The 24,509-nt window shown below is 45.9% G+C and carries 19 protein-coding genes and 1 tRNA gene; 13 read left to right on the forward strand and 7 right to left on the reverse strand.

The window, feature by feature from the left end:
* Positions 1-22: 22 nt before the first annotated feature.
* Positions 23-1,924 carry a PilZ domain-containing protein gene (locus WS_RS04900; protein WP_041571773.1) on the forward strand — a complete coding sequence of 634 codons (1,902 nt, stop codon included), beginning with the start codon at positions 23-25 and terminating at the stop codon, positions 1,922-1,924.
* Positions 1,925-1,935: 11 nt separating this feature from the next.
* Here WS_RS04900 and WS_RS04905 read toward each other — a convergent pair.
* Together WS_RS04905 and WS_RS04910 are read right to left on the reverse strand one after the other, a co-directional pair.
* Positions 1,936-2,012 (reverse strand) — tRNA-Arg (locus WS_RS04905).
* A 101-nt stretch (positions 2,013-2,113) separates the two neighbouring features.
* Positions 2,114-2,401: an HU family DNA-binding protein gene (locus WS_RS04910; protein WP_041571774.1), complete on the reverse strand. Its 288-nt coding sequence runs from the start codon at positions 2,399-2,401 to the stop codon at positions 2,114-2,116.
* Positions 2,402-2,613: 212 nt separating this feature from the next.
* Between WS_RS04910 and WS_RS04915 the strand changes: the two genes are divergently transcribed.
* The 3 genes from WS_RS04915 (at position 2,614) to WS_RS04925 (ending at position 5,923) form a co-directional block, all read left to right on the forward strand.
* Positions 2,614-4,095, forward strand: a complete 1,482-nt coding sequence (locus tag WS_RS04915; RefSeq protein WP_011138916.1) for a response regulator — start codon at positions 2,614-2,616, stop codon at positions 4,093-4,095.
* A gap of 17 nt (positions 4,096-4,112) precedes the next feature.
* A complete protein-coding gene (locus tag WS_RS04920; protein WP_011138235.1) occupies positions 4,113-5,303 on the forward strand; it encodes an IS3-like element IS1302 family transposase in 1,191 nt (396 codons plus the stop codon).
* A 95-nt stretch (positions 5,304-5,398) separates the two neighbouring features.
* A complete protein-coding gene (locus WS_RS04925) occupies positions 5,399-5,923 on the forward strand; it encodes an EAL domain-containing protein (protein ID WP_049770650.1) in 525 nt (174 codons plus the stop codon).
* Here WS_RS04925 and WS_RS04930 read toward each other — a convergent pair.
* A complete protein-coding gene (locus WS_RS04930) occupies positions 5,903-7,429 on the reverse strand; it encodes a hypothetical protein (RefSeq protein WP_129545371.1) in 1,527 nt (508 codons plus the stop codon). The two genes, WS_RS04925 and WS_RS04930, sit on opposite strands and share 21 nt — an antisense overlap.
* A gap of 232 nt (positions 7,430-7,661) precedes the next feature.
* Between WS_RS04930 and gap the strand changes: the two genes are divergently transcribed.
* The 6 genes from gap to corA all read left to right on the forward strand — a co-directional run bounded on the left by gap (position 7,662) and on the right by corA (position 15,363).
* Positions 7,662-8,654 (forward strand): type I glyceraldehyde-3-phosphate dehydrogenase, encoded by a 993-nt coding sequence (gap, locus tag WS_RS04935; RefSeq protein ID WP_011138920.1) that lies wholly within the window; start codon positions 7,662-7,664, stop codon positions 8,652-8,654.
* A gap of 6 nt (positions 8,655-8,660) precedes the next feature.
* On the forward strand, positions 8,661-9,923 hold the full coding sequence (locus WS_RS04940; RefSeq protein WP_011138921.1) for a glucose-6-phosphate isomerase: 1,263 nt from the start codon (positions 8,661-8,663) through the stop codon (positions 9,921-9,923).
* Positions 9,920-10,879, forward strand: a complete 960-nt coding sequence (locus tag WS_RS04945; protein WP_011138922.1) for a 6-phosphofructokinase — start codon at positions 9,920-9,922, stop codon at positions 10,877-10,879. Before WS_RS04940 ends, WS_RS04945 begins: the two co-directional genes overlap by 4 nt.
* Before the next feature lie 26 nt (positions 10,880-10,905).
* Positions 10,906-12,840 (forward strand): acetate--CoA ligase family protein, encoded by a 1,935-nt coding sequence (locus tag WS_RS04950; protein ID WP_011138923.1) that lies wholly within the window; start codon positions 10,906-10,908, stop codon positions 12,838-12,840.
* Between the two features lie 61 nt (positions 12,841-12,901).
* A complete protein-coding gene (locus WS_RS04955; RefSeq protein ID WP_011138924.1) occupies positions 12,902-14,107 on the forward strand; it encodes a phosphoglycerate kinase in 1,206 nt (401 codons plus the stop codon).
* 290 nt (positions 14,108-14,397) lie between these two features.
* Positions 14,398-15,363, forward strand: coding sequence for a magnesium/cobalt transporter CorA (corA, locus tag WS_RS04960; protein WP_011138925.1), 966 nt, complete (start codon positions 14,398-14,400; stop codon positions 15,361-15,363).
* On the opposite strand, the gene WS_RS04965 is transcribed toward corA, so the two are convergent.
* Genes WS_RS04965 through WS_RS04980 form a run of 4 tightly spaced genes read right to left on the reverse strand, consistent with a single transcriptional unit; the run spans position 15,360 to position 20,385 of the window.
* Entirely contained in the window at positions 15,360-16,055 is a 696-nt protein-coding gene (locus WS_RS04965) for a response regulator (RefSeq protein WP_011138926.1), read from the reverse strand. The two genes, corA and WS_RS04965, sit on opposite strands and share 4 nt — an antisense overlap.
* Positions 16,052-17,689, reverse strand: coding sequence for a sensor histidine kinase (locus WS_RS04970; RefSeq protein WP_011138927.1), 1,638 nt, complete (start codon positions 17,687-17,689; stop codon positions 16,052-16,054). Before WS_RS04970 ends, WS_RS04965 begins: the two co-directional genes overlap by 4 nt.
* The gene (locus WS_RS04975; protein WP_041571776.1) at positions 17,686-18,867 is read right to left on the reverse strand and encodes an ABC transporter substrate-binding protein; all 1,182 of its coding nucleotides are present in this window, start codon (positions 18,865-18,867) and stop codon (positions 17,686-17,688) included. Before WS_RS04975 ends, WS_RS04970 begins: the two co-directional genes overlap by 4 nt.
* An 18-nt stretch (positions 18,868-18,885) precedes the next feature.
* Positions 18,886-20,385, reverse strand: a complete 1,500-nt coding sequence (locus tag WS_RS04980) for a hypothetical protein (protein WP_011138929.1) — start codon at positions 20,383-20,385, stop codon at positions 18,886-18,888.
* Positions 20,386-20,632: 247 nt separating this feature from the next.
* Between WS_RS04980 and WS_RS04985 the strand changes: the two genes are divergently transcribed.
* From WS_RS04985 to WS_RS04995, 3 genes are read left to right on the forward strand one after another with little or no spacing between them, the layout of a single operon-like run.
* Positions 20,633-22,219, forward strand: a complete 1,587-nt coding sequence (locus tag WS_RS04985) for a cation:proton antiporter (RefSeq protein WP_049770651.1) — start codon at positions 20,633-20,635, stop codon at positions 22,217-22,219.
* Between the two features lie 22 nt (positions 22,220-22,241).
* Complete coding sequence (locus tag WS_RS04990) at positions 22,242-23,963, forward strand: M3 family oligoendopeptidase (RefSeq protein ID WP_011138931.1); 1,722 nt, start codon at positions 22,242-22,244, stop codon at positions 23,961-23,963.
* Entirely contained in the window at positions 23,960-24,430 is a 471-nt protein-coding gene (locus tag WS_RS04995) for a hypothetical protein (RefSeq protein ID WP_011138932.1), read from the forward strand. The genes WS_RS04990 and WS_RS04995 overlap by 4 nt, the downstream gene beginning before the upstream one ends.
* Positions 24,431-24,509 lie beyond the last annotated feature (79 nt).

Genomic DNA, 24,509 nt, shown 5'->3' on the forward strand with positions numbered 1-24,509 from the left:
GGTTCAAAGGATGGGCGAGGGAATGGAGGAGCTTAGGCGCTATTTTGAGAGCTTTGAGGTGGTCTATATTCAAGATCAGTGTGGGAACTCAGAGATTCTTCCCTATTTTCGTTCCGTCTGTCCAAAGTTTCGAGAGTATCGTCTCTATGAATCTGACCTCTCCCAGCTTGCGCTAGAGGCGCATTTGATGATCTTGGAGATTCCTCGACCGATTGAGGATGATATAGTCAAAATAAGAGAAATTCTAAAAAATTCAAATTACTGGGAATGTTTGATTCTAAGTGATGATTTTAAAAACTACTCCTTATCAAGAATCGCCTTCTCTCACTCTATTGTCGATATTCTTCCCCGTAAACTTGAAGCCTCCGATCTTCATAATCTCACTCGATTCCTTCTTGGAAAGCTCATCACCCGCAAAAAAGAGCGCTTAGCGCACGAGTATCATCGTCGGCTCATTGAACAAGAGGATCGATTTTTTCTCATTCGGCACAAAGGCAGGACGGTTTTTGCCAATCGCCCCTTGCAGCGCTACACTCAAGTGAAGCAGCCCTCTGAAATCGATTCGCTCAACGAGCGAGAGATTCCTCTTTTGGCTAAACTCAAAGAGTTTCAAGGGGCGGGGAGGCAGGTGTGGCAAAACCCCTATAACAAGGAGACATTTCTTATTGAGATGGGGGTGGAGGATGAAAATGGCGAGTCGATGGGGGTTTGCTGGCGAGTCGATTCGAGCTTTTATCGAGAAAAGCGCCAAGAGCCTCTCACGAGAATCCGTTTCACTGAGGCGTTCAAAGATCGTTTGGTGGTGCGCAATGTCAATGATGAAAACCTCTATTTGCTTTGCATTAAAGTCGAAAATGGTCGGAAGATTTTAGAGGATTTTGGGGCGCTGGCTCTCCATGAATTTTCCAAAGAGTTAGTCGAGTATAGCACGAGTTTCGCTCAAGAAGAGGAGCCTCTTTGCACTTTTTGGAATCGAGATTTTCTAGTTTTTTTGCTGGAGAATCGTCAGATTATCGAGATTAAAAAGCGTGTCACTCGGCTTTTTCAAGCGATTCCCTCTTATGATTTCACGCAAGGAATCGTGCCTTTTGTTGATTTGGCAGTGATTGACTTTCGCTATCTAAGCCCCAACGATTCTCTCTTCTTTTTGGATCGATTCTATGAGAAAAATTACACCCCCCAAGAGGGTAAACGTATCATGGTGCGCCTCTCTAGCGCGATGCATGGAGAGGGAGATGAGAATCGTCAAGCGATGTTCTATTTAGAAAACATTCACAGCAAAGAGCAAACCATCCGTATCCTTAATCTCTACAAAGGGCTGAGCGTCCACGCCAACACCAAGATTCTTAAAATCAAAGAGGGTGATATCTATGTGAGGGCTGAGAAGATTCAGCGCTGCCTTATGAATATTGAAAAAAAGATTGTGATCGAATCGGCCAATCTCCCTAGGGATATTCGTGCCGAGGTGAAGTATGTGGATAAGGAGCGCTCCTTCGCAATTTTGTGCGATCCTAGCTTCATGGAATTTTCGGCGAATAATCGCCAATACTCCAGAGTGCAATGCGATATTCGTATTCCCATCACGCTCTCTTCAGGGCGATACGCCTACACGGGTGAGATCATTGATATTTCGATTCAAGCCATCGCGATTCGCTATCGAAGCACCATCAGTCGCAATATTCTGCAAAGTGAGGCACGATTGCACTTCTCTCTTCCTAATATCTCATTTGAGAATAGTCTTGTGAAACTTGCCATGAATGGAAAGGTGGTTGCGATCAAATCTGATGAAGATGGACACACGCGAGTCGTGGTGATGATACGACCCGAATCACCCCATGATGGCTATCTGCTTGAATACATCTATGCGCGTCAAAAAGAGCTGATGCAAGAGATTAAAAAGATAGGAAATTTGGCGTTCCGATAGGAGTTTTGAGGTGGTGTCCACGGCGGGATTCGAACCCACGGCCTTTCGATTAGGAATCGAATGCTCTATCCTGCTGAGCTACGAGGACACTGGCGGCTAAAAAGAGGCGAGATTATAGCAAGGAGTAACTGATAAGAGGATGAAATGTCTCCCTACAAGGAAGCAGGGAGACAAAAGAGGCGAGAAGGGTTATTTCTTAGCCTTGGCAACGAGGTCTTTAAGGCCTTTGCCAGGTTTGAATTTAGGAACGAATTTATCTTTAGTTTTGTATTTTTTGTCGCTTCCAGGAACTTTGCCCTCTTTGCCTTTTTGAAGGACCGCTTCAAATTTACCAAAACCAACGAGCTCAACGTTGCCTTTTTTCTCTAGGGCTTTTTCTACCGCTGCTGTGAAAGCGCTTACTGCTTTTTCAGCCTCTTTTTTGGTTTCAAAACCACCAACCTCTTTAACCAATTCAACGAATTCGGCTTTATTCATGCACTCCTCCAAATATTAATTGTCGACACGCGAAGATTTTATCACAGAAAATGAATTTTTCAGCTACTCCTGCGATATTTTCGAGCTTCTAGTGTGAAAATTTGTAATTTATTTATTTTTTTATCCAAAATAGAGCCCCCAAAATAGGGCTTTTTGTGTCACAATATGTCATGAAAAAGTGAAGAGTTTTTGAGCTCAATGGGAGGAAAAGATTGGAAAGCGTATCCAAAAATAGTTCGATTTTGATTGTCGAGGACGAGGAGCGAGCAAGAATCGACACCCAATCGCTTTTGAGCAAGCATTATGAGCGAGTTTTGAGTGCAGGAAGCGCCAAAGAGGCACTAGAGCTCTACTATGCGCACAAGCCTGATATATTCATCGTGGATATTTTCTTGCCCGATATGAATGGAATTGATCTCATCAAGGCCATTAGGCGCCACTTCCCCAAGGCTTGCGTTGTGGTGATTAGCGGCACAGGGAGCGTGGATTTGCTCGCTGAGGCGATTGAGCTTAATATTGATCGATTTATCAAAAAGCCTTTTGACCCCTCCGCTTTTCTTGAGGTGATTCGCTCTCTTGAGGTGAGGATTCTCTTGGAGCGAGAGAATATCCACCAACAAAAGATTTTGGGTGAATACAAAAAAGCGATTGATGTGAGCAATATCGTCTCTATCACCGACAAAAGAGGAGTGATCAAATACGCCAATGATATGTTTTGTCGCATTTCTGGCTACTCAAGAGAAGAGCTGGTGGGGCAAAAGCACAACATTATCCGCCATCCTGAGATGGAAGATGCGGTTTTTAAAGAGATGTGGCAGCAGATCACGAGTAAGCAGGTTTGGAAAGGGGTGGTGAAGAATCGAGCCAAAGATGGCTCCACCTATATAGTCGATTCGGTGATTGTGCCAATCGTGGATGAGTATGGGCGCATTGAGGAGTATATCGCCATTAGACACGATCTCACGGAGCTCATGCAGAAAAATGCCATCATCAAGCGTCAGAGCACGGATAGCTTGACGGGTTTGGAAAATCGCATCAAGCTCATCGAGGATATTGAATCCTCCTCTTCTGTGGTGCTTTGCCTCATCAATATTGATGGTTTTAGTGATGTAAATGATGTCTATGGAATTGAGTTTGGCGACAGGATATTGGCTTTAGTGGCCAAGCGGATCGTACAATCCCTCCCTGATAGAGACTACAGACCCTATCGTTTGGGCGGGGATGAGTTTGCCATCCTTTTGAGCAGTGCACGAGAGGATTATATGGAGGTGTTCAAAAAAGCGGTGGAGAGCATCACGCTTGAACCTCTTCTTAATGAGGGGCAAATCGTCTATCTCACGGCTCGAATGGGTATTGCAATCAACGAAGGCAGGGACTCTCTTAGCAAGGCTTCTTTGGCGATTAAGCACGCCAAGGAGATGAGGCAGGGAATCATCATCTATGAGCGCCATTTTGATCTAGAGAGTGGATATAAAAGCAATATTCTTTGGGCGAATCGACTCTTTAGGGCTTTGGGTGAGCGTCGTATTAAGCCCTTTTTTCAGCCTATCCTCAATCTTAAAACAGGCAAAATCGAGAAGTATGAGGCGCTGGTGAGGATGATGGATGAAGAGAAGGGAGAGGTGAGCCCCTTCTATTTTTTAGAAATTGCCAAAAAGACTATACTGCCACTAAAATTCAAGACAATAAATTGAAAGGTTTATCTTCCTAAATGGTAGAATTTTCTAAAGATTTAGGAGAGGAAAAAATGAGTAGAAAAAGAAAAAGCTATAGTGCAGAATTTAAAACTAGAGTTGTCTTAGAATTACTAGGTGGCGAAGAGACTGTAGCACAGATTGCCAGTAAATATGAGATTACACCAAAAAGTCTCATTGATTGGAAAAAGCAGTTTTTAGAGAATGCATCACTAGTATTTGATGTAGGTTCGGCTACTAAAGCCTATAAAGATGAGATAGAAGAGCTAAAAACAGAGAATGATGCTCTAGCAAAGAAATTAGGAAAAACAACCATAGAGAGGGATTGGGCAGTGGGAAAGCTAAAGAGCTTGGGCTTATCAAATAAAAAAGATCTTGTCACACCCAAGCTAAAGAATCTCTCCATGGCAAGACAATGTGAAATAATAGATTTAAATCGCTCAACCCTTTATTATGAACCTAAACCCATATCAGACAATGATTTAAAAATCATGAAAAGGATAGATGAGATATATACTGATATATCCTCAACCTATGGCTATCGGTTTATGCATAGGCAGCTTTTGGAAGATGGATTTTCAATTGGTGTAAATAAAGTCAATAAGCTAATGAACACTATGGGGATACAGGCAATCTTTCCAAAAAAGAAACGACACACATCCATTAAAAACTATAAACATAAAATCTATCCATATCTACTACGAGAGCTTGAAATTAACAGAGCCAATCAGGTTTGGAGTGGAGATATTACCTATATCCCAATCAAGGGTGGTTTCGTGTATTTGTGCGCCATTATTGATTGGCACAGTAAAACGATACTCTCATGGAAAATATCAACAACTATGGATACATCTCTTGTAACAGATGTTTTAAAAGAAGCCATTGAAAAATATGACATTCCTGTAATATTCAACTCCGACCAAGGTAGCCAATATACCAGCCATGAACATACAGAACTTCTCAAGAAACACAACATTCAAATCTCTATGAACGGTAAAGGCAGATCCATTGATAATATTGCCATTGAGAGATTTTTTAGGACTTTAAAATATGATGAAATCTATATCAATGAGTATAGCTCTATTTCAGATCTCAGATTTAAGGTTTCAAGATATATCAATTTTTACAATCACAATAGATTTCATTCAGCACTAAATTATCAAAAGCCCATGAATGTTTATCTAGAAGGGTTGAAAAACGTTGCTTAAATTAAAGGCTAGAGGCTGGAAGATGAATTCTCAAAAAGTTGTCTTGACAAATGGTGGCAGTATAGACCAAGCAGTACCACCATATCACCAAGATCATGGTCTCTGAGGGAATCCAAAAAGCGCTAGAGAGTGGCAAGGAGATATCGATCAATCTTAGCGTGGAAGACCTCGAAAATCCTTTCACGCTGGAGTATATCTTTGGTGAATTGGAGCGTTATGGATGCGGGGAGAGGATCATTTTTGAGATCACCGAATCTGAAGGGGTGAACAACTATGAACAGGTGAGAAACTTCATCAAGCACTCCAAGGAGCGCTTTGGGTGCAAGATCGCTATTGATGACTTTGGGAGCGGCTATTCTAACTTCAGTAACATTTTGGAGCTAGAGATTGATTTCCTCAAAATTGATGGATCTATTGTTAAAAATATTCTCGAAGACCCAAGATCTAGAGCGCTTTTAGATGGGATCACGAGTCTTAGTCACAAGCTGGGAATTGAGTGTGTAGCGGAATTTGTCTCAACCAAAGAGATCATGGAGAGCCTTAGGGAGAGCGGGGTTGATTTTGCGCAAGGTTATTATGTTGGCAAGCCAAGCCCAGAGTTAATATCCTCTAAAGCTTGATATGGCCTTGGAGAGTGCCTCAGCAGCAACTTGGTAACGCTCATCTAGGGGCACTTGTTTCTCCAAGAGAGTGCTCTTTTGGACGAGATTCCTCTCTAGTTTCTTCTCAAAGGCGAGCTTGTCTTTTTCTAGGGTGACGATTTTGATCTGCGCCTTCTCAATCTCGCTCTCTAGCTTTTTCTTCTCTCCTAAGACACGCTCATCCTCTTTGTCGAGCTTCTTGATCTGAGTGGAGAGCTCGTTGATCTTCTCTTGAATGGCTTGAGCTTGCGGAGTACCCTTTTTCTCTTGGTGGAGCCGCTTTAGAGAAAAGATCTTATCTTTGGCCTGCTGGGAGACATCAAGCATATGGCGAAACTCGGCTTCAAGTTTTTCAATCTCTTCACCTTTTTGGGCTAAAAAGTTTTTTTGCTCATCGATTCCTGCTTGAATATTGTCGATAAACTCTTTGGTCTTGGCAATATCATCATCGTTTTTTTGGATCTTCTCCAATCCCGCCTTGCGCTGAGCCCCCACTTGAAAAAGGGTTGCACTATTCCAGCGATTCCCTTCTGAATCGATAATATCGGGCTTTTTGAAGCGCTTCCCTTCGGGAGAGAAACTAATGTCACCATTGTAAAATCGCACAAAGGTCTCTGCTTTGCGATCCTTCTCCACCAAGAGTCCTAGAAGCGCTTTGGAGAGATGAAGCATCAAGGTATCAAAGTAGCGACGAAGCAAGAAGTTGGCGTAAGCTTGCTTGATAAGGGGCTCTTCAGAATCGACTTCTGGAGGGAGAAGGGTGAGGAATTTTTCTTGAAAAATCTGGATGAAATTTTTGGCAAAGTAGAGGTTGTCAAAGCGATTAAAGCTAAGCTCGTTATTAGAGAGCTGTTTGGCTAGCGCGTAGAGTTTGTTTTTAAGACCTGATTGAAGAGCCTTCTGCTCAATCTCCAAAAGAGTCTCCTCGGGGATTCCATCAAACATTCGGCGCTCTTTTTCGACCTCGACCTCTTGGAATTTTTTGATCATGATCTGACCACTCACAAAAAAGATCGCATCTCTTGGCTGGAGAGATAGAGAGAGCTTTAAGATGGAGCGAATCACCTCCTTTTTCTCCTCTTCATCGCCTAAAACCTTGAGTTTGTCATAGATAAAGGCGGTCACCTTGTCTTGAAGAAGAAAAACCCCTTTTTTGTTGTTGGCGGGGATGAGATAGGAGTTGGTGTCGCCTAAATTTTCAAGAACCAGCTGGGTGTAGACATTGGAATCAAAGTCAAAAACTTTGGTTTTAAGAGCGATCTCTTTAGGGCTTTTGAAGAAGATGTAACTTTTGAGGCCTCTTTGGCTGAAAAAGAAGGAGAGCGCGCGACGTACCTCCTCTTTGAATCCCTCAAAGTCGCATCCACCAAGCGTTTCAAAGAGGATCGATTCGAGGGTTTGAGTATCAAGGCGCAAGAAAGCCTCTCCATCGCCGAAGAGATTCTCTAGCGTGATGACCAATTTTTCGTAAATCTCTTCTTTCATGATCGCTCGCAAAGGTAAAATAGTGCCAAATTTTGGGATGTGCACGGGCTGTGTCAGCCTGTGCACATATTGTGGCGGGAAAATATAGGAAACATTATCGCCTAAAGAGCTTAAAAAGCTGATTACACTTCAAGCTCTAAAAGGTAACCAAAGACGCCCCAAAGGCGCTTCGTTGGTTAAGTATATCTGTTGTAGGATTCGACTATTCATCTATACTTTTCAAGGAGTGTCAATGGCGTTGAAGGTAGCGATCAACGGTACAGGAAGAATCGGACTTTGCGCGTGTAGAGTGATTGGGAATCGAGACGATATCGAATTGGTGGCGCTCAATACGACTGCGCCTATTGATACGCTAGTGCATCTGCTCAAATACGATTCGGTTCATCGAGACTATGATGCCGAGAAGATTGATGAGCAGACGATTCGCATCGGAAAGCATCGCCATGTCAAAGTCTATAGCGACCGCGATCCTTTGAAAGTTCCTTTTGGCGAGAGCGGGGCCAAGGTAGTGATCGAGTGCACAGGCGCTTTTAACTCTTTGGAGAAATCCTCAATACACCTTCATGGCGGAATAGAAAAAGTGGTCATTTCAGCGCCCGCGGATAATGCCCCTACCTTTGTCTATGGAGTCAATCATGAGAGCTACCAAGGGGAGAGCGTGGTGAGCAACGCCAGTTGCACCACTAACTGCCTCGCTCCCATCGCTAAAGTGCTTCATGAGGCGTTTGGTATCGAAAATGGTCTCATGACCACCATCCATAGCTACACCAACGACCAAAACATCTTGGATGTGAAACACAAAGACCTTCGCCGTGCCAGAGCGGCTGCAATGAATATGATTCCCACCTCCACGGGGGCGGCCAAGGCGATTGGGCTAGTGATGCCTGAGCTAAAGGGCAAGATGAGTGGTTTTTCCGTCCGAGTCCCTACGCCTGATGTCTCGCTGGTGGATCTGAGTGTTAACCTCTCTTGTGCCATCACCAAAGAATCGATCAATGCCGCGATGAGAGAGGCGGCTCTAGGCGCCATGAAAGGGCTGCTGTTGGTGGATGAGGAGAAGAGAGTCTCCTCGGATTTTATCGGTTCTCCCTATAGTGCGATCTTTGTGCCTGACTGCACAACCGTGGTGGGTGAGAAGAGTGCGAAGGTTTTGGCGTGGTATGACAATGAGATGGGCTACTCCCATCGTCTCGTGGATATGGCGCTTTGGGTAGGAACCCACTAATGCTTTATGCTTGAGTTTCAACACTTCTTCACCGCCTCTTTTAGCGATGAGGAGCGAGAAGCCCTTTTGGGTCGAGTCAAAAAGGAGAGAGAAGAGGGGGTGAGCGCCTATTATGACCTCCCTTTTCAAAGGCGTGCCTTAGAGGATAGTGATCGCTACATGAAGGCGAATGCCGCTCTTTTGGAGAGACTTGAGACCATTTTGGTGGTGGGGGTTGGAGGGAGCAGCTTGGGGCTAAAGGCGATTGATTCGCTTCTCTCCCATCTTCCTGAGCGACGCGCTATCGATTTGCACTTTTTGGAACACACCGACCCTATTGCCATCGAAAAGAGCCTTAGGGGAATTCAAACCAAGAGCTCCCTCTTTATCGTGATCAGCAAGTCAGGCTCCACGATTGAGACCTCTTCTCTCACCAAATATGTCCTCAAGCGCTTTGAACTCCTCAAAGAGGAGAATCGCTCTCATTTGTTGGTGATCACCGATGAAGGCTCGCCGCTAGAGCAATGGTCAAAGCAAGAGGATGTAGCGTGCGTGACGATTCACCCTAAAGTCGGGGGTCGATTCTCGGTGCTTAGTGCCGTGGGGATTCTCCCTCTCTCTCTTCTTGGATATCCAGCCAATGAGATATTAGAGGGAGCCAAGGGGATGGCAGTGGAGTTTTTTGCTGGGCGAGCCACACAGATTCTGGATAAGGCGCTCTTTTATGCCAAAGAGAGGAATCGACTCTCGATTAATGTCCTCTTCTCCTATGCAAGCGCTTTCAAAGAGTTTAACGCGTGGTATGTTCAGCTCTGGGGGGAATCGCTTGGCAAGCTCAACGCCCAAGGGAATCGCACTGGAATGACGCCCGCTGCGCTCATTGGGAGTATCGACCAGCACTCTTTTTTGCAACTCATCGTGCAGGGGCCGCTCGATAAGAGTGTCACTTTTTTGAGCATCAAAGAGCCTCTTAAAGAGCCTATTGAGATTCCCAATTGGAGCATGGAGTTTTTGGAGGGGACGGATTTTGTCAATGGCTCCTCCTTTAAGGATTTGCTCAGACATCAGCGTGAAGCGACCATGGAGACAGTGATTGAAGAGGGGGTGCCAACAGACCTTATCCTCATTGATCGGCTAGAGGGGAGAAGCGTTGGAGCGCTCCTTTATTACTACGAACTTCTCACCTCTTGCGTAGGGACTCTTTTGGAGATTAATACCTATGATCAGCCAGGCGTGGAGTTTGGCAAGCGACGCTTAAGGGAGAAATTTCACTCCAAGGATACTTTATGAGGATCGGGCTTGTTTGCTCTGGGGGAGATTGCGCGGGGATGAACCCCGCCACCAAAAAATTCGTTGAATATTCACTAGAGTTGGGCTATGAGCCCTACTTTATCCGCGAAGGTTTAGAGGGCTTGATCGAAGGGAAGATTGAGCCCGCCACCCTCAAAGAGGTCTCTGGAATTCTTCATAAAGGAGGCACCATCCTCCAATCTTCTCGCTCCAAACGCTTTTTTGATCCAGCCTTTCGTCTCCAAGCCTACCAAAATCTCCAGCGCCACTCCATCGAAGCGTTAGTAACTCTAGGGGGTGATGGCTCTTTTAGGGCGATGGAGGTTTTGGCCAAAGAACACTCCCTGCTCTATGCAGGGATTCCCGCCACAATTGATAATGACATCCGTGCAAGCGATTACGCTCTAGGTGTGGATAGTGCACTTAATGTGATTTTGGAGAGCACGGATAGACTTCGAGATACCGCCGAATCATTTCGTCGAGCGTTTGTGGTGGAGGTGATGGGGAGAGATTGTGGCTATTTGGCATTAGCAAGCGCGATCGCTTGTGGGGCGGAAGTCTGCATCATCCCTGAGATGGGCTATTCGCTCCAAAGCCTTGGCGCAAGGCTCAAAGAGGAGCTAGGCACAGGCAAGCGCCGCTATGTATTAGCCATCGTCTCTGAGGGAGCCAAAGCCTCTTCAGAGGTTGTCTCTTGGCTCAAGGAAGAGGTGGGAATCGAGACGAGAATCACGATTCTTGGGCATGTTCAGCGAGGAGGGTCGCCGAGTGTTTATGACCGTTTGATGGGTTTTCGATTCATGCAAAAGGCACTCGATTCTCTTTCGCTAGGCAAGAGTGGCGTGGTGGTATTGCGCGAGGGGAGGGTGGAGTTTCTCTCTTCACAAGAGGCCTCATCTGCCCCCGCATCACTGCCCTTGGATATGGTGAGGCTGGCTTCGCGCCTCATGTTTTGAATTTTTAATCAAAGGAAAGATGGAAAATGACTGAGAGTGAACTTTATTCTTGGCTGCAACGCTATGAGATTCAAACCCCCAAGCATATTCGCTTTGGACTCAACGAAGAGATTGATGTTGATTTTTTCCCCGCTGTGTTGAAGGTGGAATCTTCCAAAGTGATCCACAAAAGCGATGTAGGCGGGGTTGTTGTGGGACTCCACTCTAACGCAGAGCTCAAAGAAGCCAAAGAGATGATGATTCAAAGTATCGCTTCGCACGGGATCACCCTAGAAGAGCGCGATGGATTCATTGTGAGCGAGATGGTGATGGGCGATGAGCTTTACGTTGGGGCGGTGGATGATGAGATTTTTGACCATGTGATTCTCTTTGGAAAAGGGGGAATCTATCTAGAGCTCTACAAAGATATCGCTTATATCGACAGTGAGGCGGATGAGGCAGAGATCATTCGTGCCGTTAAAAAGACCAAATTTGGGAAGCTTTTTGAAGGGTATCGTGGGAGCCCCCATACTCTTAAAGAGGCAGTGGATGTGGTGAAAAAGGTGCAAAAGCTTTTGGCTGAAAACCCCCAAATCATCGAATTTGACCTCAATCCCATCAAGTTAACCAAGCGGGGGCTCATCGCCGTGGATGGGCGAGTGAAGTTTCGAGACAAGCCCAAAGGTCCCAAAAGCAAGAGGGAGAATCGACCCCTCTTTTTGGAGAATCGAAGCGTTGCCATTATTGGCGCCTCCACGGATGAGAGTAAAGTGGGATACGCTATCGCCAAAAACGCCGCTTCCTTCCAAGGGGAGCTCTATTATGTGAATCCTAAAGGAGGAGAGCTCTTTGGGAGGCCACTCTTTCAAAATGTTGAAGCTATTCCTGGTGATGTTGATATGGCGGTGTTGGTGATTCCTGTCTCTAGCGTGATTCCCACCATTGAGAAGCTGGTGTTAAAAAATCTCAAAAACCTTGTCATCATTACCGCGGGCTTCAAAGAGAGCGGGAACGAAGAGGATGAGCTAAAGATCGCCGAGCTTGCCAAAAAGCACAACTTCAATGTCATTGGTCCCAACTGCCTTGGATACTACAACGCCCAAAGCGATCTCAATCTCACCTTTGGAAGCTCCAATGTGCACAAGGGAAATCTTGCGCTCATCTCCCAATCAGGTGCGGTGCTTGCTTCACTGATGGATAAAGCTTATAGTGGGAATGTGGGCTTTTCTCATCTCATTAGCGCGGGCAACATGGTTGATCTTAACTTCTCGGAGATGGTGGATATGCTGGTGGCTGATCCTGCTTGCGAGGCGATCTCTGTCTATGCAGAGGGGATCAAGAATGGTAAGCGATTTTTGCGAAGCATTCGTCGATCGCACAAAAAAATCTATGTCTTTAAAACAGGCAAAAGTGAAGAATCCAAAAAAGCCGCCTTTTCCCATACAGGGAATCTAAGCGGTAACTATGAGATGTTCAAAGGGCTTTTGGAGGGAGTAGGGGTGAAGATGGAGGATAATATTGAAGCGCTCCTCTTTAACCCCACCTATGAAGTGCAAAAGATCGCTATCATCACCAATGCAGGGGGGCCAGCGACGATTCTCACGGACTATATCATCGAAAAAGGCAAGAGCTTGCATGCACTCACCAAGGAGGAGATTGAGCGACTTGATTTGGCCATGCCTCCTCACTGGTCTAAGAATAACCCCATCGACATCATCGGGGATGCACTCCCTGAGCGATACTTGAAGGCGTTAGAGATTGTGGATGAGTTCGAGGAAATCGATCTCATCTACCTGCTCATCACACCCCAATTCATGACGGATGCGTTAGAGACAGTGAAGCTACTAAAACACAAGGATTGGAAACATCCCGTGCTTCCGATTCTCTTGGGGGGCGATATGGTGGAGCAGGCGAAGCAGTTTTGCCGATCCCACAAGATGCAGTTTTTCAAAACCCTACAATCAGCGACCTCTTTTCTATGAAAATAAAAGCTAACTTTTTGTAGAATCCCGACATTTTAATCGTTTTTTGGAGGAAATATTCATGGTAGCGGGTATCAATTTAATGCAGGAAACCAAAAGCATCAGAGATGTTGAGATCGAGGGGAAGCGGGTCTTAATCCGTGTCGATTTCAACGTGCCCATGGATAGTGATTTTAATATCTCCGACGACACTCGAATTAGGGAGGCGATTCCTACGATCAATCATTGCATCGACAATGGCGCCAAAAGCATTGTCCTTGTAAGTCATCTAGGAAGACCCAGAGGAAAAAGTTCGGAGTTTTCACTCAAGCATATCCTCAAACGCCTAGAGCGCCTGCTCAATCGTAGCGTGATTTTTGTCGAGAGCCTTGAGGGCGTCTCTTCGGTAATGGCAACCCTGCCCCAGAAGAGCGTGATTTTGCTTGAAAATATTCGATTCCTTGAGGGGGAAGAGAAGAATGACGAAAAGCTCTCCAAGAACCTCGCATCGCTTTGTGACATCTACATCAATGATGCTTTTGGAGCTTCACACCGCAAGCATGCTTCCACCTATGGTGTGGCGAAGTTTGCCCCTGTGAAGGTGGCGGGATTGCTTCTTAAAAAGGAGATCGATTCTTTTGCCAAGGCGCTCGCTAGTCCGCTTAAGCCTGTGCTTTTGATCGTGGGAGGATCCAAGGTCTCTTCTAAAATCACTCTCCTTAGCAACATCCTTGATGTGGTCGATAAGATTGTGATTGGTGGGGCGATGAGTAACACCTTCTTGAAGTCGCTAGGCTATGATATGCAGCGATCACTAGTGGAAGATCCTCTTGTTCCTGAAGCGGCCAAAATCCTAGGGCTCGCCAAGCAAAAAGGGGTGAAAATTTATCTTCCCGTGGATGTGGTTTGCACCGATGACATTAAAAATCCCAAAGAGATTAAAATCACCCCCGCCCAAGATGTTCCTGAAAACTTCCTTGCCGCGGATATTGGACCTGCAAGCGTGAAGCTCTTTGGCGAGGTGATTAGGGATTGCGAGACGATCATCTGGAATGGACCTATGGGGGTCTATGAGGTGCAAAACTTCTCTCGAGGAACCTTCCAATTGGCGCATGTGGTGGCTGACACCTATGCCTATAGCGTCATTGGAGGGGGAGATACGGCCGATGCGATTGATAGGGCAGGTGAGAAAGACAATATGAGTTTCACCTCCACGGGGGGTGGGGCGAGTTTGGAGCTTCTTGAAGGGAAGATTCTTCCTGCTTTTGAGGTGCTAGAGCGAAAATAGCCTCGATTAAGGGGCTGCAAAGCCCCTTAATACTCCTATTCTGCGACATTCTCGTAACAAAAAATTCAGCGAAACTTGTTATAATTCCACGCCTAAAAAGATAACCTTTGAAAGAAAGGATTTTGTTTTGACAAGCGACCCGGTTCGTTGTTAGCTATGTAGTCACCAAGACTTTGCCTAAGCCTTTTTGACTGCATAGTGAGAAAATTCAAGGCTTTGGCAAACTCTTGCGCCTTTTGTCTCGGTTTGTCGATGGCCTCTTTTGAAAAAACAGAAGAGGAGCACTCCCCATGATGAACATATTCACCAAGCGTGAAGGACTCGTCCTTCGCGAGAGCTTCAGCTCAATTCAGACCCCTCACTCCACTAGTAATGTGCTATGGATCGACCTATTGCACCCTTCGCCAGCTGAGGTTTCTTATATTTCTCAAATCTTTCACTTGGACATTCCGACCAAAGAGGAGCGAGAAGAGATCGAGCAGAGTGCGAGATATTGGGAGGATAGCGAGAGTATCACCATCAACACCTACTTTTTGGTTTCGCTTTTTGCCAGCACCAACAAAAAAGATCTCCACAACGAGACAGTCACATTTTTGCTCTGCAAGGATATTCTCTTCACAATTCGCTATGGAGAGTTTAGAACCTTTGATGAGATTCAAAACAAGGTGCTCGCCAGTCCCAAAAATTTTCAAAATGGCTATGACATTTTGAGCAAGATTTTTGAGATTCGCGTGGAGCAAGACGCGGATATGTTGGAGAACACCGCCAAGGACACAAGAGGGCTTAGAAGTGGGGTCTTTGGGAATCAATTCGGCTATGATGAGCTTTTGGAGAATCTCTCTAGACTGCAAGAGCTCAACATGAGAATCCGTGACAGTCTATTTGATAAAAGACGCGCCATTACAGCCCTTTTGAAGACGGATAAGGCTGATATAGAGGTGAAGAAGAATCTCACCATCGTCCTTAAAGACTTGAATTCACTGGTGGAGTTCACGACTGTGAACATGAACGCGCTGGATAATATTCAGAGTCTCTTCTCGAGTCAGATCAATATCGAGCAGAATAAAACGATTAAAATTTTCACCGTCGCAACCGTTGGATTCATGCCCCCCACGCTAATTGCAAGCATCTATGGGATGAACTTTGATGTGATGCCAGAGCTTCACTGGGAGTGGGGTTATCCGCTCACTCTTTGCCTCATGGTGATCTCCACCATGATTCCAATTCTCTACTTCAAAAAGAAGAAGTGGCTCTAGGCCTCTTCTTCCTCCTCTTCAACTTCCACGAGTGCGCGACTTCCTGAAATATCAGGATGCAATCGGTAGATTTTGTTTTTGATTCGGGTGAGCAGACCTGTGTCCATGAGTTGCTTGAAGGTTTTTACCACCGTGGGTTTGCTGACATTGAGTGCGGCGATGATATCCTCATAGGAGCCATGAAAGACATTGTCTTGATCGCAGTTATCCAAAAGATATTTGATGATCTCAATCTTTTTACCACCAACAAAGACGGAGATGGCATTAATAAGGAGATTTTTTGAGGCAAGCTCGTGAGCTTGCATTTTGGGGAGGAGAGCCTTCTCCATAACCCTAAGCAGATCTTCGACATCAATAGGCTTGAGCACATATCCATCCACCCCCAAGTCAATCGCTTCAAGGAGATAGTGGGTCTCGGCGTGCGCGGTGGTGATGATGGTGGAGATGCTTCGTCCATAACGTTGTCTCATCTCTTTGATGAGCTCGATTCCGCTCACTCTTGGCATCAAGATATCCGTGATCAGAAGATCGATTTTTTGATGGGCGAGAATCTCCAGTGCCTCTTCGCCATTTTTGGCGATATAAAGCTCGCCCGTGTAATCCTCTAGCACCATAGAGGTGAATTTCAACACATCCTCTTCGTCCTCCACGTAGAGAATTCTTGCGTTTTTTAGCACTTCATACTCTTTCATTGCTCCCCCTCGTCTATCTCGTTCTCATTTTTGATCGGCACAGTGATGATGAACATTGCCCCTGTGTAGGTTTTGCGGTCAGTTTCGCAATACCAAAGGCTATTCATCACTTCGATTCGACCGTTCATCTGTTTTTCGATGATCTGCTTGGACATATAGAGCCCAATCCCTGTCCCTACGGATTTGTGTTTGGTGGTGAAGTAGGGCTCAAAGACTTTCTGTATATCATCAAACACGATTCCCCCCGCGTTATCGACGATAGAGACTCTCGCCATCTTGGTGGGATAGATCTCGATTCTCTCTAGAGTGATTTTGATCCTCTTGGGGTGAATCTCTTTCTCCATCAAGATATCTTCGGCGTTTTTGATGATATTCAAAATAACCTGTGAAAAAGCATTTTTGTAGCCTATAATGCGCAAATCATCCTTGGCCTGAACAAATAATCCAATCTCGCTCTGCTTATAGAGCGTCTCAACCAGCGAGATGCAATCTTGCACGCTCTCTAGGACGCTAAAGACCTCTTTGGTTTTGTTGGGGCGGAAAAACCCTCGAAAATCCTCAATTGTTTCAGACATCCCTTTGGCGATTCTCAACCCCTCTTTGACTTGATGCTCAACAAACTCTTTATCGAGTTTGCCATTGTCGGCTTTGCTTTTGAAGCTTTGGATGAGCATGGTGAGGGCATTGAGGGGCTGGCGCCATTGGTGGGCGATATTTTGGATCATCTCTCCCATGGAAGCAAGTCTAGCTTGTTGGTACATGATTTGATCTTTTTTGCGGCTCTCTTGCACTTCGCAGGCGATACAACGCTCCAGGGTAGCGTTTAGTTCTTGGAGCTCTTTGGTCTTCTCGGCCACCTTCTCTTCGAGGGTATAGTGGAGGTTTTCAATGGTTTTGAGAATGAGAGCGGAGAGGAAGAGTGTGACGATCATGATGAGGCACATCATGATGATGATGAGCTTTAAAGTGGTCTGGTAGAGATTGTCGGTGGAGCGTTTGCCGATGGCGGCAGAGTTGAGCTTGTGGCGAATGAGTTGAGAGAGATAGGTGTTGACGATATTGATAGAAGGGTAGAGCTCTTGACGAATCTTTTGGGTTGCTTCACTCTCTTTGTGGAGGGCAAGGAGGGCAAAAACCTCCTCACTAATCTGTCGCCCTAGAAGAATCTTTTCTTCCGTCTTTGAGATCATCGCCCGCTCGCTTAAGGAAGGCTCCCAGAGGGGCTGGGTGTCGTCTTGGAAGAATCGTTTGTGAATCTGTTTGATCACTGAGATGATGCGATTCTCCTTTTGGATGAGCTGCTGGTGTTTGTAGCTTTTCCAAAGATCAGCAATGAGATCTTCGCTGAGCAAAATTGCCTCTTTGGCTTGATGGGGGGTGATATGGCCTTTTTCAAGCTCGATGAGGGTGCCATAGATATTGGCGGTGTAGTTGTTTTTGATCTCTTCAAGCTTGGTGAGCGAGACGGTGTGATTGCGGAAGAGATCATCAAAATCATACTTGATGCTATAAAGCGCGATATAAGAGACCACCCCCAGCGAAAGAAGGCCTGAGGCGATATTAAAAACAAGGAAGCGCGTCCTAGAGCCCAGGGAGAGGCGAGGGAAGAGGCGATTGGCGATCTGGACAATCACGGATAGCTCTTTAGTGTCACAAAGCGACCATTTTCATAACCCGTGATGAAGACCTGTTCAAACGCTTGATGGTTTGTGGCAGAGAATCGAAGCTTTAAATCGCTCAGAAAATCAGGCGAGAGATTCTCCATCGCCTTGATGAATCGTTTGTGGCTGAGGATGGGGCCTGTTTTGTGAAGCGCTTCAACAATGATCTTGGCGCTCAAAAATCCCTCAAAGCTTAGGAAGCAAGGGGGATGACCCATGGATTCGACATAGAGTCGGTGATACTCTCGCACCAGGGGGTTGGAGATATCCCAAGGAGAAGGGGTGACATTGGAGACAAGCACTTGGCGCATGTTCCCTTGGAGCGCCTCGGCCAAAGCGGTGGCGGCGACAAAAGAGATATTGACAAAAAGAGGAGGAGAGGCGGGATTGAGCTCTTTATAGCGCTGGATGAAGAGTGCACTCGCTTCATAGGTTCCCACCATCACGATCGCCTCAGGGCTTTTGGGGTGGATTGCATAGACTGCATCGCTTACAGAGAGGGTGTTTCTGGGGTAGATTCCCTCGGCTACGATTTTGAGACCCCTTTTGTCAAGAGATTGGGTGAGCCCCTCTAGTCCTTCGATTCCAAAGCTATCATTTTGGTAGAAAATAGCGATTCTTTTAAAACCTCGCTCCTCGGTGAGATAGGAGCTAATCGCTTCGATCTCTTCAAAGTAGCTAGGGCGCAGGTTGAAGATGAGTCGATTAAAAGGCTCTCGCAAGAATCTCGCTCCGCTTAGAGGCATGAGGAAAGGAATCTGCTCCTCCAGCGCCACAGGAATCGCCGCCATAGCTGTGGGTGTGCCAATAGTGCCCATGAGGGCAAAGACTCCCTCCTTGTCGATGAGATGGCGAACATTGGATTCGGTGAGCTTGGGCTCATATTTGTCATCATAGGTGAGAAGTTCAAGGGCGCGGCCATAGATTCCACCTTGGGTGTTGACATAGTCAAAATAGGCATTTGCCCCCTGCCTAAAGGAGTTCCCCATGTGCTTGGAGGCTCCGCTTAAAGGGGCGCTTTGTCCTAGCTTGATGACGGGGTAGCGATAGATCTTTTCGGCTTTAAGCACAAAAAAGAGGAAAACAATCACCCCTGCGAGGAAGAGCGTGGAGAAAGATAAAAAGAGGAGGGTTTTGTTTTTGCGTTTCATGAAAAGATTTTAGCAGATTTAATCATCGACTTTGAAAGAGGCGATGGCTTGAGCTAGTGCACGCTTCATCATCTCATACTCCTCAAAAAGCGCTCTGGAGGCTTCGATCTTGTGTGTGATCTGCTTCTCTAACATACGAATCGTCTCAGGAATCTTACGACGCTCTTTGCGCAGATGGTCGAGGTTTTCATTGGTCTCCTCTAGACTTGAGGTGAGGGTGCGATTTTTGGCGAGCCAAAGACTCTCGGAATCGACGAGTTTTTTGAGCGATTCGGGCTGATTTTTGCTCTGCATTTTAAGCTTTTTGATCTCTATGGAGACCCTCTCAAGTTCCCCTTCAATATGCCTTTTTTCCTCCTTGCGCACGATGAGTTTGTCTTCTAGGAGCTTGATCTGCTCCTCCATCTCCTCTTTGCTTTTGCCTAGGTCTAGGATTCTGGTTTGGAGAGTCTCCACTTCGGTGGCAATATAGCGGCGATTTTGGACGAGCTGATAGATGCTTTCACTTTGGTGAATTCGCTCTTTTTCGTCTTTGATGAGGGGTTTTTTGACTCTTTTGGAGGGGGCTAGAAAGGTCACCTTGCCATTGTAAAAGTCGATGAATTTTTTCGCCTCCTTGTCTTTGGCAATGAGTTTGGCTAGAAGTTCTGAGACGACACTTTGATAGATGAGGTCTAGGTTTTCGCGAATTAAGTGCTCACAAAAGAGATTTTTGAGTTGATTGGAGAGAGGGCGCTTCCAAAACTCCTCTAGTGCGAGGCGGAGCTTTTGGCGGATAAAAAAGAGGAACCGCCTAGAGAAATCGATATTGTTCACCCCGCCAATGGGAGTGTGATAGCGCAAAACCTCGGTGGTGATGTCACCCAGCAGAAAGCCCAAATTGACCCCCTCAAGTGAAGAGGCGATCTGGCTCTCTTCGCTCTCGCTGATGGGTTCGATAGAGGAGCGCTTGCCTAGCTCTCTTAACTCGTTGTTGAGGCGCACAAAGTTATAGTCGAAATTTTTAATGTGGGCTTCATTGTCAAAGAGAAAGATTGCATCTCTCACATCAAACCCAAACCCCTTTTTGATCGCTTGGCGTATCACATCTCGCCGCAAAAACTCATCTTTGAAATCAATTAGATTATCCGCCTCTTCAGAGATTTGAGCGATCTCCTCTTGGCTAAATTTTTGCTCTCGAATCGATTCTTTAAACTCCTCTTTGTGTTCCAAAAGCCATCGGGTGAGGAAGGTAACATAGGGGCTTTTGTGAACCTCTTTGATTTTTTTGAAGATTCGGAGACGATCATCTTTTTCAAAAAAGATAAAGACGCTCATACCATGAAGGTGGAAAAAATCGATGATGCTTGCGCGAACACTCTCTCTAGCGAGGCGAATCTCTTCAGGCGAATAGGAGGGGGGGAGGAGCCCCGGGAGAAGCGTGACGTACTGCTCTTCAAACTCTTTCATGCGTGAGCACTTCTCTAGACCTTGAGCGAGAATCTCTTGAACAATCTCATAAAGGGGGTGGGTTTTCATCGTCTCCCTTTGGGCGTTTAGACTGGACTTTGACCACTAAATCGACCAAAAACTAATAAAATAATAATTTTTTGTCCATACTACTATAATTTCTCTTCGAACTCTCTCATGCCTCAAAGGGTCATCAACCTCTCTTGGGAATCGCTTAAAATTGAACATTATTACGATAAAATAAACTCATTAAATTTTTATCAAAGGCCGACCCATAGACTTCTTTATCATCGCCATCGCTGCTTTGGGCATCGCTGTGAGTGTCAATATCTTCTTTAAAAAAATCGGAATTCCTGTGATTATAGGCTATGTGACTACGGGCACGCTGATCGTCTACGCCTTTGGTTTGGCCAGCGTGGCGGGCTCCTCCACCCTTTCGCATATTGCTGAGTTTGGAATTGTCTTTTTGATGTTCATGATTGGCTTGGAGTTCTCTTTTGACAAGATTAAGGCGATGAAGCAGGAGGTGTTGCTTTTTGGAACCTTGCAGATTCTTCTTAGTTGGGTGATTTTTTATCTTGTAGCGCACCTCTTTTTTGGAATTGAGAGCAAAGTGGCCTTGGTGGTGAGCGCGGCTTTTTCGCTCTCTTCTACAGCGATCGTTTTAAAGAGTTTCAATGAGACACGAGAGACCCATACGGGCTATGGACGCAACGCGATAGGAATACTCATCATGCAAGATATCGCGGTGATTCCTATCTTGCTCCTCATCTCTCTGCTAGCCAACCATGAGGCGCGCCTTGAAGAGCTCCTGCTTCATACTTTTTTAAGTGCAGTGTTGGTGCTTTTTATCCTTTTTGTTCCAGGTAAAAAAGTGGCGACGATGATTCTTAAACTAGCGGCTGATGCACGCATGGATGAGATTTTTGTAGGGACGATTCTTTTCATTGTGCTTGGGGCTAGTGCTCTGGCGGGTTATTTTGGATTCTCCTACTCTTTGGGGGCTTTTATTGCGGGAATGATCATCGCAGGAACCAAATATAAATACCAAGCCGAAGCCGATCTTTCACACTTTAGAGACCTGCTTTTGGGTCTCTTTTTTATCACTGTGGGGATGCAGGTCGATTTGGAGTTTTTACGGAATCACCTCTTTAGGATTCTTTGGGTGCTTTTGGCGGTGATGGGGCTTAAAGCGCTTATTATTTATATCATTATCCGATTCTTTAGAAGTGCAAAGGTTGCCTTTAAGACGGCTCTTTCACTTGCACAAGTGGGGGAATTCTCCTTTGCCATCTTTGCCCTCTCGCAATCCAATGGGTTGCTGGATAAAGAGACCCATCAGCTTTTGGTCTTAACGGTCATTTTTTCGATGATTCTTACCCCCTTTTTACTCAAGAATCTTCGCGCTATTTCGGCCGTTTTTGTTCGAGAGCGCGAGAAGAGTGTGCCTGCTTTTAGCGGTACAATAGGGCTTCATAATCATATCGTGGTGTGCGGTTATGGAACCTTCGGGAAGGAGGTGGTGACCTATTTGAAGCGTTATGACATTAACTATATCGCCATTGACTATAACCTCGCTCAAGTGGAGGAGGGAATAAGAGCGGGAGATAATGTTCAGTTTGGGAACATTGCCCAAAAGGCGATTTTAGAAAAGCTCAATCTAGAAGAGTGCGTGGCGGTCGTGGTCGCGGTGGATGACACAAGAAAAATTAGGGTAATATGCGAATCGATATTACAAAAAGCGCCTCACTGCCACATCATCGCCAAGGTGACGACCAAAGCCGAAGAGGAAGAGCTTGGAGAGCTTGACATCTATCGGGTGGTCAATGAGAAGCATGAAATCGCTAGACTTCTTGGGCAAGCCGCCATCTCGTGCGAGTATGAGCGTCTCAAGGGGCGGTGAGGTCTTTTTTAGGAGGTGATTCTTGAAACGATGGGATTTAAGCGCCCTTTTTGAGAGTGTAGAGGCGCTGGATGAGGCACTGAAGGTTTGCGCGAGGGAGAGTGTAGCGTTTAAAGAGAGCTATGCGGGGAGACTCTCAACTCTTGAATCAAGTGCCTTCGAGAAGGCCATTGGAGAGTATGAGAACCTCTCTGATGCCATTGGAAGAATCATGAGCTATGCTTTTTTGGTCTTTGCCGAGGATACCCAAAAGGGTGATTTCTATGCCAAGTATGAGCTTAAATGCAATGAGATTAGCGAACATCTGCTCTTTTTTGAGATCGAGTTTGGGGATTTAGAATCCCTCAAGCGCCAAGAGTTTATCCAAGCGATTCCAAGATACGCCTACTACCTCCAAAAAATCGAAGAGAACAAAAAACACACCCTCTCCCTCCCTGAGGAGAGAATCATGTTAAAGCTCGATCCCGTAGGATCAAATGCCTTCTCAAGGCTTTTTGACGAGCACCTAAGCTCGCTCTCATTCAAGTTTCAGGGCAAAGAGCTGAGCGAAGAGGAGATTCTCGCCCTCTTGCATCACCCTAAGCGCTCTAAAAGAGAGAAGGCCGCCAGATCACTCACTAAGGGGCTCGCTCCTCATCAGGGGGTTTTGGCCTATATTTTGAATGTGGTGCGCAAGGAGAATGCGATTCTTTGTGATATTCGAGGCTATGCAACGCCCGAAGAGTCGCGTCATATCGACAATCAAATCTCTCAAAAAAGCGTTGATTCAATGCTCGAAGTGGTTAATGCAGAGATGGGAATCGTCGAGGAGTTCTATGATCTCAAGCGTGAAATTTTGGGCTATGAAGAGCTCTATGACTATGATCGTTACGCTCCTTTGGGCAGAAGCAAGGAGAAGATTGATTTTGAGAGTGCCCAAAAAATTGTCCTTCAAGCCCTAGGAGAGTTTTCGCCTCGTTTTGGCGAAATAGCGCAAAGGGCGTTTGATGAGGGGTGGATTGATTCGCATCCGCGTCCACGCAAACGAGGGGGAGCCTTCTCCCATGGCACGGTCCCCTCGGCTCACCCCTATGTCCTCCTTAACCACACGGATGGCAGAAGGGATATATTCACGATGGCGCACGAGCTAGGCCATGCTATTCATCAAGAGCTTTCCAAAGGAGTAGGGTGCCTTAATGCCGACACCCCCCTCACCACCGCAGAGACGGCTTCGGTTTTTGCCGAGATGCTGCTGTTTGATAAGATGAAGCGCTCACTTAAACCCAAAGAGAAGAGAACGCTTTATGCGGGGAAGCTGGAGGATATCTTCGCTACGCTCTTTAGGCAGAGCGTATTCACTAATTTTGAGCGCCTCATCCATGGAATCAAAGAGGAGATCAAAGCGGAGGAGTTCAACCATCTCTGGATGGAAGAGAATCAAAAAATGTTCGGCAAGAGTGTGACCTTGACTCAGAATTACGCCTCTTGGTGGAGCTACATCCCCCACTTTGTGCACACCCCTTTTTATTGCTACGCCTATAGCTATGGACAGTTGTTAGTGCTGGCACTCTTTGGGCTCTACAAGCGAGGGCTTCCCCAATTTGAGGATCGTTATGAGGAGTTTTTGAGCCTTGGAGGGAGCAAGAGACCTGCGGAGTTGGTGGGGATTTTTGGCTTTGATATTGAGGATTCAGAATTTTGGAATATCGGGATAGCCGAGGTGCGTTCACTCCTAGAAGAGTTTAAAGAGACGGTGAGATCATGATAGAGCAGATCATCAAAGATAGAAAATTCAAAAACCTCATGGAGGCGCACGCTAAGGCGGTCATTGAGTACCTGCTCTCCAAGCAGATCACTTTTTCGATTCTTTGCAATGTAGGCTTGGTGGAGTTCAATCCTCCCCTCCCCGAGAGCATCACTTCAAGCTTCCGCCCCTTGACCCTTTTTGTATTGGCGGGCTACACTTTTGAGAGCATCGAGCTAGATCATCACAACCTCTACTTTGAAGCGGGTTTTGGGGCGCAGAATTTGGGAAGTTTTGTAACAGTTCCACTCTATAGTATTCTCCAAATTATCCTTCAAGACAGCAACAATATCCAAGATAGCACGCTTTTTGTCAATCTTACGGCGGGAAATGACTCTTTTGAGGTGAATTTGGAAGACGAAGAGGGGGTAAAATCCTCCATGGAGGCACTTCTCTCCAACCCCGAAAACCAAAGATTTAAAAAATAGCTGAATTAAAAAGAGTAATATTGAAACACCAAGGGATGATAATCTTTAATCTTTTCCATGATATACTCGACCAACCTCC

The sequence above is a fragment of the Wolinella succinogenes DSM 1740 genome, from assembly GCF_000196135.1.
GTDB lineage: Bacteria > Campylobacterota > Campylobacteria > Campylobacterales > Helicobacteraceae > Wolinella > Wolinella succinogenes.

Excerpts from the sequence above, each read along its gene's own strand:
- WS_RS04900 (WP_041571773.1), top strand. The coding sequence starts at position 23 with ATGGAGGAGCTTAGGCGCTATTTTGAGAGCTTTGAGGTGGTCTATATT.
- WS_RS04910 (WP_041571774.1), bottom strand. The coding sequence starts at position 2,401 with ATGAATAAAGCCGAATTCGTTGAATTGGTTAAAGAGGTTGGTGGTTTT.
- WS_RS04920 (WP_011138235.1), top strand. The coding sequence starts at position 4,113 with ATGGTAGAATTTTCTAAAGATTTAGGAGAGGAAAAAATGAGTAGAAAA.
- WS_RS04925 (WP_049770650.1), top strand. The coding sequence starts at position 5,399 with ATGGTCTCTGAGGGAATCCAAAAAGCGCTAGAGAGTGGCAAGGAGATA.
- WS_RS04930 (WP_129545371.1), bottom strand. The coding sequence starts at position 7,429 with ATGAAAGAAGAGATTTACGAAAAATTGGTCATCACGCTAGAGAATCTC.
- gap (WP_011138920.1), top strand. The coding sequence starts at position 7,662 with ATGGCGTTGAAGGTAGCGATCAACGGTACAGGAAGAATCGGACTTTGC.
- WS_RS04940 (WP_011138921.1), top strand. The coding sequence starts at position 8,661 with ATGCTTGAGTTTCAACACTTCTTCACCGCCTCTTTTAGCGATGAGGAG.
- WS_RS04945 (WP_011138922.1), top strand. The coding sequence starts at position 9,920 with ATGAGGATCGGGCTTGTTTGCTCTGGGGGAGATTGCGCGGGGATGAAC.
- WS_RS04950 (WP_011138923.1), top strand. The coding sequence starts at position 10,906 with ATGACTGAGAGTGAACTTTATTCTTGGCTGCAACGCTATGAGATTCAA.
- WS_RS04955 (WP_011138924.1), top strand. The coding sequence starts at position 12,902 with ATGGTAGCGGGTATCAATTTAATGCAGGAAACCAAAAGCATCAGAGAT.
- corA (WP_011138925.1), top strand. The coding sequence starts at position 14,398 with ATGATGAACATATTCACCAAGCGTGAAGGACTCGTCCTTCGCGAGAGC.
- WS_RS04965 (WP_011138926.1), bottom strand. The coding sequence starts at position 16,055 with ATGAAAGAGTATGAAGTGCTAAAAAACGCAAGAATTCTCTACGTGGAG.
- WS_RS04975 (WP_041571776.1), bottom strand. The coding sequence starts at position 18,867 with ATGAAACGCAAAAACAAAACCCTCCTCTTTTTATCTTTCTCCACGCTC.
- WS_RS04980 (WP_011138929.1), bottom strand. The coding sequence starts at position 20,385 with ATGAAAACCCACCCCCTTTATGAGATTGTTCAAGAGATTCTCGCTCAA.
- WS_RS04995 (WP_011138932.1), top strand. The coding sequence starts at position 23,960 with ATGATAGAGCAGATCATCAAAGATAGAAAATTCAAAAACCTCATGGAG.